General features: G+C 65.1%; 13 protein-coding genes. 9 read left to right on the top strand and 4 right to left on the bottom strand.

The window, feature by feature from the left end; genetic code table 11:
- Positions 1-44 precede the first annotated feature (44 nt).
- The 4 genes from ACCQ15_RS19200 to ACCQ15_RS19215 all read left to right on the top strand — a co-directional run bounded on the left by ACCQ15_RS19200 (position 45) and on the right by ACCQ15_RS19215 (position 3,339).
- Positions 45-821: a L,D-transpeptidase family protein gene (locus ACCQ15_RS19200; RefSeq protein ID WP_218502695.1), complete on the top strand. Its 777-nt coding sequence runs from the start codon at positions 45-47 to the stop codon at positions 819-821.
- Positions 818-2,134, top strand: a complete 1,317-nt coding sequence (locus ACCQ15_RS19205; RefSeq protein WP_014091259.1) for an APC family permease — start codon at positions 818-820, stop codon at positions 2,132-2,134. The genes ACCQ15_RS19200 and ACCQ15_RS19205 overlap by 4 nt, the downstream gene beginning before the upstream one ends.
- A 199-nt stretch (positions 2,135-2,333) precedes the next feature.
- Positions 2,334-2,831 (top strand): hypothetical protein, encoded by a 498-nt coding sequence (locus ACCQ15_RS19210; protein WP_372380950.1) that lies wholly within the window; start codon positions 2,334-2,336, stop codon positions 2,829-2,831.
- Between the two features lie 175 nt (positions 2,832-3,006).
- Positions 3,007-3,339 (top strand): hypothetical protein, encoded by a 333-nt coding sequence (locus ACCQ15_RS19215; RefSeq protein ID WP_014091261.1) that lies wholly within the window; start codon positions 3,007-3,009, stop codon positions 3,337-3,339.
- Positions 3,340-3,393: 54 nt separating this feature from the next.
- On the opposite strand, the gene yiaA is transcribed toward ACCQ15_RS19215, so the two are convergent.
- Positions 3,394-3,828 carry an inner membrane protein YiaA gene (gene yiaA, locus ACCQ15_RS19220; RefSeq protein ID WP_372381587.1) on the bottom strand — a complete coding sequence of 145 codons (435 nt, stop codon included), beginning with the start codon at positions 3,826-3,828 and terminating at the stop codon, positions 3,394-3,396.
- Between the two features lie 182 nt (positions 3,829-4,010).
- Between yiaA and ACCQ15_RS19225 the strand changes: the two genes are divergently transcribed.
- On the top strand, positions 4,011-5,189 hold the full coding sequence (locus ACCQ15_RS19225; protein WP_277573240.1) for a PQQ-dependent sugar dehydrogenase: 1,179 nt from the start codon (positions 4,011-4,013) through the stop codon (positions 5,187-5,189).
- Positions 5,190-5,360: 171 nt separating this feature from the next.
- Here ACCQ15_RS19225 and ACCQ15_RS19230 read toward each other — a convergent pair whose 3' ends face one another.
- The 3 genes from ACCQ15_RS19230 to tsaD all read right to left on the bottom strand — a co-directional run bounded on the left by ACCQ15_RS19230 (position 5,361) and on the right by tsaD (position 9,261).
- The gene (locus ACCQ15_RS19230) at positions 5,361-7,532 is read right to left on the bottom strand and encodes a glycoside hydrolase family 3 N-terminal domain-containing protein (protein WP_372380951.1); all 2,172 of its coding nucleotides are present in this window, start codon (positions 7,530-7,532) and stop codon (positions 5,361-5,363) included.
- Between the two features lie 226 nt (positions 7,533-7,758).
- Entirely contained in the window at positions 7,759-8,115 is a 357-nt protein-coding gene (folB, locus tag ACCQ15_RS19235; RefSeq protein WP_008577426.1) for a dihydroneopterin aldolase, read from the bottom strand.
- A gap of 84 nt (positions 8,116-8,199) precedes the next feature.
- On the bottom strand, positions 8,200-9,261 hold the full coding sequence (gene tsaD, locus ACCQ15_RS19240) for a tRNA (adenosine(37)-N6)-threonylcarbamoyltransferase complex transferase subunit TsaD (protein WP_031425137.1): 1,062 nt from the start codon (positions 9,259-9,261) through the stop codon (positions 8,200-8,202).
- Positions 9,262-9,539: 278 nt separating this feature from the next.
- Between tsaD and rpsU the strand changes: the two genes are divergently transcribed.
- The 4 genes from rpsU (at position 9,540) to dnaG (ending at position 13,824) form a co-directional block, all read left to right on the top strand.
- Positions 9,540-9,755: a 30S ribosomal protein S21 gene (gene rpsU, locus ACCQ15_RS19245; protein WP_002808376.1), complete on the top strand. Its 216-nt coding sequence runs from the start codon at positions 9,540-9,542 to the stop codon at positions 9,753-9,755.
- Between the two features lie 263 nt (positions 9,756-10,018).
- The gene (locus ACCQ15_RS19250; RefSeq protein ID WP_011348832.1) at positions 10,019-10,465 is read left to right on the top strand and encodes a GatB/YqeY domain-containing protein; all 447 of its coding nucleotides are present in this window, start codon (positions 10,019-10,021) and stop codon (positions 10,463-10,465) included.
- A 566-nt stretch (positions 10,466-11,031) separates the two neighbouring features.
- A complete protein-coding gene (locus ACCQ15_RS19255) occupies positions 11,032-11,994 on the top strand; it encodes a YihY/virulence factor BrkB family protein (protein WP_033479312.1) in 963 nt (320 codons plus the stop codon).
- 81 nt (positions 11,995-12,075) lie between these two features.
- Positions 12,076-13,824 (top strand): DNA primase, encoded by a 1,749-nt coding sequence (gene dnaG, locus ACCQ15_RS19260; RefSeq protein ID WP_372380952.1) that lies wholly within the window; start codon positions 12,076-12,078, stop codon positions 13,822-13,824.
- Positions 13,825-13,853 lie beyond the last annotated feature (29 nt).

Genomic DNA, 13,853 nt, shown 5'->3' on the forward strand with positions numbered 1-13,853 from the left:
TCGCCCCTAGATTCATCCCGCTCGACCCAACACCCGGAGCCTGCATGCGCCTTGCCACCGTGTTTCGATCCCTTGTGCTGTTGGCGCTGACAAGCTGTAGCAGTCTCTCCATTGCGGCCAGCCCGGTCGATGCGTTGAATCAGGCACGCACGTTGATCGTGGTGACCACCGCGGACTGGAACAGCACCCAGGCGCGTCTGCACACCTTCACCCGTGTGGATGGCAAATGGCAACCGGCTGCCCGGAGCTTTACCGTCGCGCTCGGGCGGCATGGCAGTGCCTGGGGCGAGGGCCTGCATCCGGCGCAGACGCAAGGCCCGCAGAAGCGCGAAGGCGATGGCCGCAGCCCTGCCGGCGTCTTCGCCATCGGCCCGGCGTTCGGCTATGCCTCGAAGATCGACAGCGCGATGCCGTACCAGGCGATGAGCGCCACCCACTACTGCATGGATGTGCCCAGCTCGCCGCTGTACAACCGCATCGTCGATGCCGCGCAAGTGGGCGAGGCCGCCGTCGCCGGCTCGACCGAGCCGATGCGTCTGGATCTGCGCCACCCAGGCGATGCGCGCTACAGCGAGGGTTTCGTGATCGCGCACAACCCCAAGGCCATTCCCGGGCGCGGCAGCTGCATCTTCGCGCACTTGTGGCGCACGCCGGGCCAGTTCACCGCCGGCTGCACTGCGATGGCGGCGGCCGACATGCAACGCCTGCTCGCCTGGCTGAAGCCGGAAGATCGCCCGTTGTTCGTGCTGCTGCCACGCACCGAATACGCACGCCTGCACACTGCATGGCAATTGCCTGCACTGACCGAGGACGCGCCATGAGCACGCCGCAACCTGCGCCGGACGCGACGGGGTTGGTCCGTGTCGTCAGCCGATGGCAGATCGTCGGCCTGTCGATCAACGATGTCATCGGCAGCGGCATCTACCTGCTGCCTGCCGCAACCGCCGCGCTGCTCGGGCCGATGAGCTTGTGGGCCGTGATGCTGGCCGGCCTCGCGGTCGCCTTGCTGGTGCTGTGCTACGCGCAGGCGGGCAGCTACTTCGATACGCCGGGCGGCAGCTATCTCTATACGCGCGAAGCATTCGGCCCGTTCGTCGGTTTTCAGATTGGCTGGATGATCTGGCTTACCCGCATCAGCTCGGCCGCCGCCTTGAGCAATGGCCTGGCCGACGCAGTGGCGCGGTTCTGGCCCACCGCCTCCACCGATCCCTGGGCGCGCTTGCTGGTGGTCGTCGGCTCGCTGGGACTGCTCACCGCCATCAACGTGATCGGCGTGAAGTCGGCCGCGCGCACCGGCATCGCGCTGGTCATCGGCAAGCTGGTGCCGTTGTTGCTGTTCGTGGCGATCGGCCTGTTCTATGTCGATTGGTCGTGGGCCTTTGCCGGCACCGCTCCCGATCTGCGCGACCTGGGCAATCTCGGTGAAGCGGCCTTGCTGCTGCTGTTCGCCTACGCGGGTTTCGAAAACATTCCGGCGGCCGCTGGCGAATACCGCAACCCGCGGCGCGATGTGCCATTTGCGTTGATCACCATGATCGTCACCGTCACCCTGATCTACGCCGCCGTGCAGGTGGTGGCGCAAGGCACCCTGCCCAACCTTGCGGCCTCGCCGACGCCTCTGGCAGATGCCGCAAGCCGATTCGGTGGCGAAGCGTTGGCACTGATCCTCACCGTGGGTGCCACCATTTCCATCCTCGGCACCACCAGCAACACCGTGATGCTCGGCCCGCGCTTTCTGTTTGCGCTTGCGCGCGATGGCTATGGCCCTGCGTTTCTCGCACGCGTGCATCCGCGCTTCCACACGCCCGCCGCGGCGGTGCTGACGCAGGGTGCTTTGTCGCTTGCATTGGCGTTGTCGGGATCGTTTACGCAGCTGGCATTGCTGTCGATGGTCACCCGCCTGTTCGCCTACATCGGCACCGCCGCAGCAGTGATCGTGCTGGCGCGCAGGTACCGGCAGCGCACCGACACGTTGCGCCTGCCCGGCGGCCCGGCCATCCCCATTGCCGCCTTGGTGCTGTCGCTGGGCCTGCTGGCCAGCGCCAGTTGGCAGAATCTGGCCGCAGCAGGCGTCGCACTTCTGGTCGGCTGGGTGTTTTATCTGTTTCCGCGCAAGCAGGTCGAAAGCGGCTGAGGGCACGACGAACTGCGGTTGAGCAGCCTTCGAGGCGGCATGCGCGCACGAACGCATGTTTGCTGCACGTTCCCGTCCATCGGGCAGTGAGCCGCGCGCCCGGCGATGACCTGCGATTTCGCGGCATGCTCGCGCAGCGCTCACGCACACCTAACCGCGCGCACCCAACGCTGCGCTTCTATCTGCATGGGAGCTTGCGATGAAACTGCGCCATGTCTACAGCACCGCCGATCTCGACAGCGCCCAGCGCGTGCTGCAGGCCGCGCGCAGTACCGGCATCGACAATGATGCGCTCTCGTTGATTGCCCGCTCCGATATCGAGCTGCAGGAGGTGCCGGACGAACGTAAGGACGTCAAGACCGACTTCCTTCCCGCTGCCGCACGCGGCGCTGCCACCGGCGGTGCCGCCGGCCTGGTGGCTGGCCTGGTCGCCATCGCAGTACCGCCGATCGGGCTGACCTTGGCCGGCGCGGGCGTCATGGCACTGGCTGGTGCGCTGGTCGGCAGCTGGTCGTCGGCGTTGATCGGCGCCACGGTGCCCGATCCGGTGCGTCGTCAGTTCGAAGATCAAATCCAGGCCGGGCGCGTGCTGGTGATCATCGACGCAGAGCAGCCGGAGCTCCAGGACGCCGAGGCCGCCATGGTGGCGGCAGGTGCCACCCCATTGCCGTATGAAGCGGCCTCAGCGACCACTTGAAGCGATCGACCAGGCGCCTGCCATGCCACGCAACGTTGCAGCGATCGCACGTTGAAAAGCGTGGCCGACGCTGCCGTTTCGAGCCTGCTGCATTGATGTACTCCTCACCTGCCCTGGCAATGAAATTAACGGCAATCGGCCTAGGGTAATTCGCACATCCACCACGGAGACAGGCATGAACGTGCCGTATCAGATTCCGGGCCGGGCACCGGACGAAGACCGCAGTCAGAACATATCGACGTATTGGCGCGAACGCTTCACCGAAGAGCCGTATTACACCGAAGGTGATCGCTACGAAGATTATGAGGGCGCTTATCTTGCAGGGCATGAAGCGCGCATCCGCGACAACGCACGTGCCTACGACCAGGTCGAAGCCGAATTGCATCGCGATTGGGAAGCCAAGCGCGGCACCTCGTCGCTGAGTTGGAGCAAGGCGCGGCATGCCGTCAAGCGCGCCTGGGAAAACGCAGCCGATTTCGTCACCGGGGACGATACGCATAAGCGCTGAGACGACAACGCCACCGTCAAGGTGGCGTTGTTGCGTCTTACGATCTGCAATGGATCAGTCGAGTACTGGCGGCACGCTACGCGCACTGCGCGGCGCGTCGGTGATCTCCATCGCATCGCAGGTATTGTTCTGCACCGCAACCGCACCGAACAGGCTCAACGCATACGCCATGGCATAAAAGCTTTTTTCGCTCAGCAACAGCGTGGCATTGATCAGGCCGATGGTCAGCAGCACCAATGCGACGATCAGCGAAAACCAGCAAATGGCGTAGTACAAGCCAGTGACCGGAATCCCATCGGCACGGTCACGCACGCTCTTCTGCAATGATACCGATGCGAATAAACCGAACAGTAGCAGCGTGAAGTAGTAACCCTTTTCGTTGAGCAACCTCTCGGCATTCCACAACTCGATCAGATATGCCGCACTGCCTAGCAACAAGGCGGTCCAGGATGCAGCGATAAAAGCAGGCGAGGTTTTTTGCGTGGCTATGGAAACGTCTTTCCATGGTGAAACGATGCACGACATACAACGATGTGAGACGCGGGCGTCGTGCAGACAGTGATCTGCAACAAGGGTGCCCCCGGCGACGTCGTGTAAGGTACTTGAAAACCCGACGCGGGACACGTTGCGGGAGGGCTGCAACGTACCGCGCCCATCCCCAGGAGGACCCCATGTCTGTCCGTCGTGTGCTTGCCCTGGCCTGCTCGGCCACCCTGTTTACTGCCGGCACTGCAGTTGCTGCGCCCGCAGCCGCCCCCGCGGCCTCCATTCCCAAGGCACAGTGGCCATTTCAGGCCACCACGGTCGCCGATTTCGACGAACCGTGGGCAATGACCTTTCTGCCCGATGGCAGCTTGCTGGTCAGCGAAAAGCGCGGCGCCTTGATGCGACTGGACTTAAAGACCAAGCGCAAGAGCGCCATTACCGGTATTCCGGCCGTTGCTTATGGTGGCCAGGGCGGTTTCGGCGATGTGCTGGCGCATCCGCGCTTCGCCAAGAACGGGCTGGTCTACGTGAGTTATGCCGAGCCCGGCGAGGGCGACACGCGGGGCGCCGCGGTGGCGCGCGCCAAACTCACGCTGGATGCAACCGGCGGCGGCACGCTGTCGGACCTGAAGGTGATCTGGCGCCAGGATCCCAAGGTCACCGGCAATGGCCACTTCGGGCATCGGCTCGCGTTCGGGCCCGATGGCAAACTGTGGATCAGCTCCAGCGAACGGCAGAAATTCACTCCTGCCCAGGACATGAAAGCCAACCTCGGCAAGCTGATCCGGCTCAACGACGACGGCAGCGTACCGACCGACAACCCGTTCGTTGCGCAAGGCGGCGTTGCTGCGCAGGTGTGGTCGTTGGGTCACCGCAATATTCTTGGCCTGGCCTTCGACAGCAGGGGCCGCCTGTGGGAACACGAAATGGGCCCGCTCGGCGGCGATGAGTTGAACCTGATCCAGCGTGGCGCCAACTATGGCTACCCGATCGTCTCCAACGGCGACAACTATGACGGCACGCCGATCCCCGACCACTACACGCGCCCGGAGTTCGCCGCGCCCAAGATCAGCTGGACACCGGTGATTTCGCCGGCAGGCTTTGTGATCTACAGCGGCAAGCAGTTCCCGGCGTGGCGCGGCAATGGCTTCATCGGTGGGCTGTCGTCGATGGCGCTGGTGCAGGTGTCGCTGGGCGACCAGCCGCGCGAAGTGGCGCGTTACGACATGGGCGCACGCATCCGCGAAGTGGAACAAGGTCCGGACGGCGCGCTCTGGCTACTGGAAGACGAAGCCAGTGGCAGCACCGGACGTCTGCTGAAGCTGACGCCCAAGAGCAAGGCCGCGGTCGAGAACGACGCCTGATCGATTCCGCAGCATGAGCCGGTGTAGCTGACGCAGCGCACCGGCAGACGCGATGACGACATGAACAGTCGTCATCGCGTCTGAGCACCGCATCAGCGGGGGCTTCGTGTTGTAGCCGTGGTCATCCGTTTGCACGATAGCCGCTGGCTGTCGGTGCCAAGCGCGCCGCTATCAGCGTTTTAGCAGCTCGAAGCTGACGGCCTCGCCGCTCTTGGCCGACGCGCACACCCATAGATCGAACAGACCCGGCTCCGCACCGAAGATGCCCTTGTGGTTGGTGAATGCCAGCGCGTCGCGCTCCAGTGTGAACACCACCTCCTGGCTCTCGCCGGGCTGCAGCAACACCTTGCGAAATCCCTTGAGTTCGCGCACCGGGCGCACGCGGCTGGCCACGCGATCGTGCACATACAACTGCACCACTTCCTCGCCGGCGACCTTGCCGGTGTTGGTGACGCGCGTGGTAATGGTCAGTGTCTCATCCCAGCCGAGTTGCGCCGCGCTCAACTGCGGCTGCGCATACGCAAAGGTGGTGTAGCTCAATCCATGTCCGAACGGATACAACGGTTCGTTTGGCATCTCGCGCCAACGCGCCTTGTACTCGGACAGGGCCGGCAATTCCGGGCGTCCGGTGCGCAGATGGTTATAGAAATACGGCTGTTGCCCGGTCACCTGCGGGAAGCTGATCGGCAGACGCGCCGACGGGTTGTAGTCGCCGAACAGCACATCGGCCACGCCGGTCCCGGTTTGCGTGCCCAGATACCAGGTCACGGCAATCGCATCGGCATCGCGCACCGCACCACTCAAGGCCAGCGCGCGGCCATTGCGCAACAACACCACCATCGGGGTACCGGTCGCTGCAATCGCTTCGGCCAGTGCCTGTTGCGCCGGCGGCAAGGTGATTTCGGTGCGCGATTGTGCCTCGCCACTGAAACGCTGCGGCTCGCCCAACGCCAGCACCACCACATCGGCCGCCTGCGCTGCATCGATCGCAGCGGAAATGCCACCCGGCAGCGCCTCTTCCAGTCCGCAACCGGCCACCACGCTCAGATCTTCGGTGCCGACCACCGCACGCACGCCCTGCTCCAGGGTCACGTAGCGTTCCTTGTCGCCGAACAAGGTCCAGCAGCCCTCGATGTTCTCGCGGTCCTGCACGAACGGGCCGATCAACGCGATGCGCTGGCCGCTCTTCTTCAGCGGCAACACGCCGCCTTCGTTTTTCAACAGCACGATCGAACGCCGCGCCGCATCGCGCGACAGCGCATCGTGCGCCGGCAGGTGCGTGGTGTCGGCTTCGCGCGCCGGGTCCAGCGAGCGATACGGATTGTCGAACAGCCCGATCGCGTCCTTCAGCTGCAGGATGCGCCGCACGCTGGCATCCAACGTGGCCATCGGCACCTCGCCGCTTTCCACCAGCGCAGGCAGATGCGCGGCATAAAAGCCGCTCTGCATGCTCAGGTCCAACCCGGCCAGGAAGGCTTTCTTGGTCGCGTCGCGCTCATCGGCGGCATAGCCATGGGCGATCAATTCCATGTCGGCGGTGTAATCGGAAATCACCACGCCTGGGAATTGCCATTCCCCGCGCAGGATCTCGGTCAGCAACTCATGGTTGGCGCTGGCCGGCACGCCGTTGATGTCGTTGAAGGACGACATCACGGTCAACGCGCCGGCCTCGAAAGCGGCCTTGAACGGCGGCAAGTGCACATCGCGCAGCGTCTGCGGCGCGATGTCGACGGTGTTGTATTCCATGCCCGCCGCCACTGCGCCATAGGCGGCGAAATGCTTGGGCGTGGCCAGCAGGCAATCGTGGGCGGTCAGGTCGCTGCCCTGAAACCCGCGCACACGGGCAGCGGCAAAGGCGGCGCCCAGCATCACGTCTTCGCCGGCACCCTCGGCACCACGGCCCCAGCGCTGGTCGCGGGCGATGTCCACGGCCGGCGCGTAGGTCCAGTGCAGGCCGGCAGCGGTGGCCTCGATCGCGGTGGCGCGCGCGGTGCGCTCGGCCAACGCCGGCTCGAAACTGGCCGCCTCGCCCAGCGGGATCGGGAACACCGTGCGCATGCCGTGGATCACGTCGGCGGCCAGGATCACCGGGATCCCCAGGCGACTCTCTTCCACCGCGACTTTTTGGATCTGCACGCCCAGCGCGGCGCCCACCCCGTTGAACAGCGAGCCGACCCGACCCAGGCGCACCTGCTGCAACACCTCGTCGGCATTGAGCACGTTGGCCTCGGGATTCACGTCCGGCGCGAACGGCCGCACCATGTCGGCGAACACACCTAACTGTCCGACCTTCTCTTCGACGGTCATCCGGGCAATCAGGGTTTCGATGCGATCAGCAGCCATGAGATCCTTGAGAAAACGTTTACATGGCCGTCAATTCTAGCCTGACGCACCTGCGCGCAGGCAAGTTTCGAGGGCCGGGAGTGGGATTTGGTGATTTGTAGAGGCCGGTTGCAACGCACAGTGCGCGCCAGAAAGCCGCGGCGGCGCAGCCCTCTCCGCCAGGCGCCCCCAGCCCTCGGCTTCCGCCATGGAGTGAATGGCCGGCAGGCGGGTGCGCAGGCGGCGATCAGACCGCTCGTTCCCGTTCGATGATCACGCCCACCGCCTGCGCGCCGCGCACCGCCCCCGGCTTGCTCAGCTTCAACCGCAGCCAGTGCACGCCGAATTCGTCCAGCACGAGCGCCGCGCAGCGCTCGGCCAGCGTCTCCACCAGCCCGAAGTCCGAGGTTTGCACGAACTCGATCAAGCGCTTGCTCACCGCCTTGTAGTTCAACGTATCGGCGATGTCGTCGCTGGCCGCCGGAATGCGGTTGTCGAACCCCATTTCCAGATCGAACCGCAAGGTCTGCCGGATGCGCCGTTCCCAATCGTAGATGCCGATCAGCGCATCGATGTCGAGACCTTCAATAAACACTTTATCCATGGGGAATCGGGAGTCGGGAATAGGGAATGGGGAGGAGCAAAGACAACAGCGCACGTACGGACAGGATCGGCGTAAAGCTCTTCACTATTCCCGATTCCCCACTCCCGATTCCCGCGCCGCCGCCAGCGGCGGCAAGCCCGCCATATCCCACCGCGGCGTCACATGCACCGCCGCATCCGCATGCTCGCCGGCCTGCAGCCGCAGCGCGCCGGCGAAGGCGATCATCGCGCCGTTGTCGGTGCACAAGGCCGGGCGCGGGAAGCAGACCCGGCCGCCGCGGCGCTGGGCGGCCTCTTGCAGGCGCGCGCGCAAGCGCTTGTTTGCGCCCACGCCGCCGGCCACCACCAAGGTGTTGCAGCCGGCCGCATCCAGCGCGCGCAGGCACTTGATGGCCAGGGTTTCCACCACCGCGTCTTCGAAGCCACGCGCGATGTCCGCGCGGGTGGTGTCGGACTGGTCGCTGGACCGCCAGGCCAGCAGCACCTGGGTCTTGAGCCCGCTGAAACTGAAATCCAGGCCGGGCCGGTCGGTCATCGGACGCGCGAACTTATAGCGCCCCGGCGTACCGGTTTCGGCCAAGGCCGCCAGCTGCGGGCCGCCCGGGTACGGCAGGCCCATCATCTTGGCGGTCTTGTCGAAGGCTTCCCCGGCCGCGTCGTCCAGCGTCTCGCCCAGCACTTCGTAGCTGCCCAGCGCCTTCACCGACACCAATTGGGTATGCCCGCCGGAGACCAGCAAGGCCACGAACGGCGCCTGCGGCGGGTCGTCCTCCATCAACGGCGCCAGCAGGTGGCCTTCCATGTGATGCACGCCGATCGCCGGCACATCCAGTGCCCAGGCCAGCGAACGCGCCACCCCGGCACCGACCAGCAAGGCCCCGACCAGGCCCGGACCGGCGGTGTAGGCCACGCCATCGAGTTCGTCGATCCTCAACCCGGCTTCGCCCAGGGTCTGACGGATCAGCGGCAGCAGTTTGCGCACATGGTCGCGGCTGGCCAGCTCGGGCACTACGCCGCCGTATTCGGCATGCAGCGCAATCTGGCTGTACACCGCGTGGGCGCGCAGCGCCGGCACGCCCGACAATGCGGTGTCATAGACCGCCACACCGGTCTCATCGCACGATGATTCGATCCCAAGGACTTTCACGGCAGCTCGGCATGCAGGGAGATGCCACTATTTTCGCAGCTTTTGCACTGCGCAGATCGGCCGATTCCCAGATGCTGCTCGGCCCTGCCGTGCCTGCCGCATATGGCCCGGGCGCACGCTTTATCAGTGTCGCGGCGGGAAATTCTGCCGGGGGCTTGCAGGTCGTCGGCAAGTCGTTATAATGCGCGGCTCGCCGGGGCAACCCGGAAATTCCGTCACGCGAGTCCGCTCGCACCCGCCCGGGGCTCCCGGACGGAAATCCCATTTCTGGAGAACACATGCCCAGCGTTAAAGTCCGCGAGAACGAGCCCTTCGAATTTGCGCTCCGTCGTTTCAAGCGCACCTGCGAAAAGGCCGGCGTGCTGGCCGAAACCCGCAAGCGCGAGTTCTATGAAAAGCCGACCCAGGAGCGTAAGCGTAAGGCTGCCGCTGCCGTGAAGCGTCAGCTGCGTCGTTCCTCGCGCGACGTCACCAAGCGCCAGCGCTTGTACTGATCGAACGCGGTTCCTTGCCGGTAGGTCTGCGCTGAAGGCGCGACCTGGCGGGAGCGAACCCAAGAGCCGGCACGCGCAAGCGTCGCCGGCTTTTTGTATTGGCCTGCCACAAGGCATTGCGCTGGAGACATCAGGCAGTCCGCGCCACGCGCGAGGCGCTGCAAGACATCTCTCCACGCACGCCCTGCCCCCGTTCGGCCGAGGTACCCAGCCCGCTTGGGCGCCTTGGCCACCACTCGATCCCTACACTCAGGAGTTACCGCATGTCCCTGAAGCAGCAACTCACCGATGACATGAAGGCCGCGATGAAGTCCGGCGACAAGCACAGCCTGGGCGTGATCCGGCTGATCAACGCCGCCATCAAGCAGAAGGAAGTGGACGAGCGCATCGAGATGGACGACGCCGCCGTGATCGCCGTGCTGGACAAGATGGTCAAGCAGCGCAAGGACTCGGTCACCCAGTTCCAAGCCGCCGCGCGCGACGACCTGGCGCAGATCGAGCGCGAGGAGATCGTGGTGATCGAGCGCTATCTGCCGGCCAAGATGGGCGAAGCCGAGATCGTGGCCGCCATCCGGGCCGCGATCTCCGAGACCGGGGCAAGCAGCCCGGCCGATATCGGCAAGCTGATGGGCGCACTCAAGCCCAAGCTGGCCGGTCAGGCCGACATGGGCCTGGTCTCGACCCTGGTCAAGCAGCAGCTGGCAGGCTGATGGATCGCCGCAGCGCCCTGTGCCACGGCCAGGGCGCTGCGACCGGTGCGCAGTGAGCGCTGCGGCACTGCCTGCCGCATCACCGAGCGGCTTTTCCAGTGGAAGGCGGACCTTCCAACGAACAGTGATGGTGCAAGACGCCGCTGGAGCGCCACGGCCGTTGCACATCTGCCACACGCAACGCATCAGGCAAGGCGCAATGCCGTCTTCAGACGCGTCTGGCCCAGCATGCGGACCAAGCGCTCTGCACAGTGTGCGCTCTCGTCATCGCGTGGACAGCTGGCAGTGCCAGGCACGGACTGATACAGGTAGATCGGCATCTGGCGCACATTGAATGCGCTGACAGACACACCGCGCACCTTGCTCCCGACGAGCAACAGGACTGCGCCTACCAGATGCGCCGCCTCCTGCTTTACCCACACCGCGTGCGCGCTTTCACCCGTCCTTCGATCCGGCCCTGCTAGAACGGGTGCGCCAGCGCAGGCATGGGCAAGGTCCTTCCGCATACCGACCTTGCCCTGACGTCGCCTGCGCGCCAACGGTATGCGCCAAGGATTCTCCCGCCGGTGACGACGCTTTCATCCGCCTATCTGCACAAGCATCTGAGCCGTCTGCAGCGCAGCGTGCCGATGGCGCTGCTGAACCGCTTCATCGAGATCGACGTGATGACGCAGGCAGCGTCGCTGTCGTTCTATGCGCTGCTGTCGCTGGCCCCGTTGCTGGTGCTGCTGTTGTGGCTGACCGCCTCGCTCTATCCGCCAGCGCAAGAAGCGTTGGTGCAGCAAATCGGGCAATTGGCCGGCGGCAGCGCGGCCGAAGTCGCCCAGACCATCATTCGCAATGCCACCGATCAACCTGGCGTTGGCTCGCTGGCCGGCGTGTGGAGCACGCTACTGCTGTTCATCGGCGCCACGGCGGTGTTTGCGCAGTTGCAGAACGCCTTGAACCTGATCTTTCGCACCGACAAGCAACGCCTGGACGGCTTGATGGCCTGGCTGCAGAAGCGGGTGTTCTCGTTCGGGGTGATCCTGGCGCTGGGCTTCTTGCTGATCGTGTCGATGATCGCCACCACCGCACTACAGGTGGTTTTTGCGCGCTTGCCCTCGGTCCTGCCGGCGGTCGGCTACGTGACCACGCTGGCCCTGTATTCGCTGGCGTTCGCGTTCCTGTATCGCTACCTGCCCGATCGCACCGTCGACTGGCGCCAGGCATTTTTGGGCGGCGTCATCACCGCGGTGTTGTTCGCGCTGGGCCGCTACGCCATCGGCGTGTACATCGCCACCGCAGCGCCGGGTAGCGCCTACGGTTCGATGGGGACATTGGTCATTTTGCTGGTGTGGATGTACTACGCCTCGGTGGTGTTCTTCGTCGGCGCCTTGATCACTGCGGTGATCGACGAGCGGGTGCGCTCGCATCGCAAGCTGCGCGAGGCGGGCGTCGACCCGGAGCATCCGCCGGTGATCGTGCCGCCTGCCGATGCGGCGCCTGCATCTTCAACGTCTGACTCGCACGCGCTGCCACGCGGCTGAGGACTGCTGCAAAGCCTGCCTCGCCGGCCTCGTCAGCGGGGGCGACGAAGTGCTGGCAGGCCGCTGGGATATCCTATCGGGATGGCCCGCATCCCCGACGCATTCATCGACGAACTGCTAGCACGCACCGACATCGTCGAGGTGGTGGGCGGTCGTGTGCCGCTCAAGCGTCAGGGCAAGGAATATTCGGCGCGCTGCCCGTTCCATGACGAGCGCTCGGCCTCGTTCACGGTCTCGCCGACCAAGCAGTTCTATCACTGCTTCGGCTGCGGTGCGCACGGTACCGCCATCAGTTTCCTGATGAATTACGACCGCCTCGAATTTCTCGATGCGGTCGACGAGCTGGCCAAGCGCGCCGGCATGGACATCCCGCGCGAGACCCAGCAACGCACCCCGCAACAGCAGGACGACAGCCGCGAGCTGTATTCGGCACTGGACGCGGCGACCAAGTTCTTCCAGCGCCAGCTCGAGGGCAGCGAACGCGCCCGCGACTATCTGGACGGTCGCGGCGTGGATGCCGACAACCGCGCGCGCTTCCAGATCGGTTACGCGCCCGATGGCTACAGCGCACTGAAGGACACCCTGGGCACCGATGCGCGCCGCATGAGCGTGCTCGAACGCGCCGGGCTGTTTTCCAAGAACGATCGCGGCCATGTGTACGACAAGTTCCGCGACCGGGTGATGTTCCCGATCTTCGACCGCCGCGGCCGCGTGATCGCCTTCGGCGGGCGCATCATGGGCGCGCCGGCCGATGGCCGCGACCCGGGTCCGAAGTATCTCAATTCGCCGGAAACCGCGCTGTTCCACAAGGGCCGCGAGCTGTATGGCCTGTGGCAGGTGCGCCAGGCCAATCAGAAGATCGAGCGGCTGATCGTGGTGGAGGGCTACATGGATGTGGTCTCGCTATTCCAGTTCGGCGTGACCCAGGCGGTGGCCACGCTGGGCACCGCCACCACGCCCGAACATGCCGAGCTGCTGTTTCGCAACGCGCCGGATGTGTATTTCTGTTTCGATGGCGATAACGCCGGGCGCAAGGCCGGCTGGCGCGCGCTCGAATCGGTGCTGCCGTGCATGAAGGACGGCCGCCAGGCGTTTTTCCTGTTCCTGCCCGATGGCGAGGACCCGGACACCATCGTGCGCAAGGAAGGCGCGCAGGCCTTCGATCAGCGCCTGAAGCAGGCCACGCCGCTGTCGCAGTTCTTCTTCGACGAGATGTCGCGTGAGATCAACCTGCACACGCTCGACGGCAAGGCGCGCCTGGCCGAACGTGCGCGCCCGCTGTTGGCGCAGATCCCCGAAGGTGCGTTCGGCGATCTGATGAAACAAGAACTGGCGCGCCTGACCGGGGTTGGTGCCACTGCGTCTGCCCAGCAGTCCGCACCCAGGCCACGGCCGCCTGCGCGCATGGGTGCGCCCACGCAGAAGCGCAGCCTGGTGCGTGCGTCCATCGCCATCCTGCTGCAACGGCCGTCATTGGCGATGAGCCTGGAGGGCGTGCATGATTTTTCCGGGCTGCGCCTGCCCGGGATCGACTTGTTGATGGAGTTGCTGGACCTGGTGCGGCAACGCCCGGAAATCAGCACCGGCGCGCTGCTGGAGCACTTCGCCGAGCGCCAGGAGCTTGCTGCCTTGCAGAAGCTGGCGGCGCAGGAGCTTCCCGGCGACGAGCACAGTTGGACGCTTGAACTGCATGACGTCGTCGCGCAACTCGACAAGCAGTTGCTGCGTCAACGCGTGGAGGAGCTGCAGGCCAAACAGCGCGCGCAAGGGCTGGACGACACCGACAAATACGAAATGCGCGAACTGCTCAAGGCGCTCGCAGCGTTGTGATGCAGTGCTGCCTGGCCGAAGGCAGCGCA

Origin of the sequence: Xanthomonas sp. NCPPB 1754, assembly GCF_041475725.2 — a bacterium.
Lineage (GTDB): Bacteria > Pseudomonadota > Gammaproteobacteria > Xanthomonadales > Xanthomonadaceae > Xanthomonas > Xanthomonas euvesicatoria.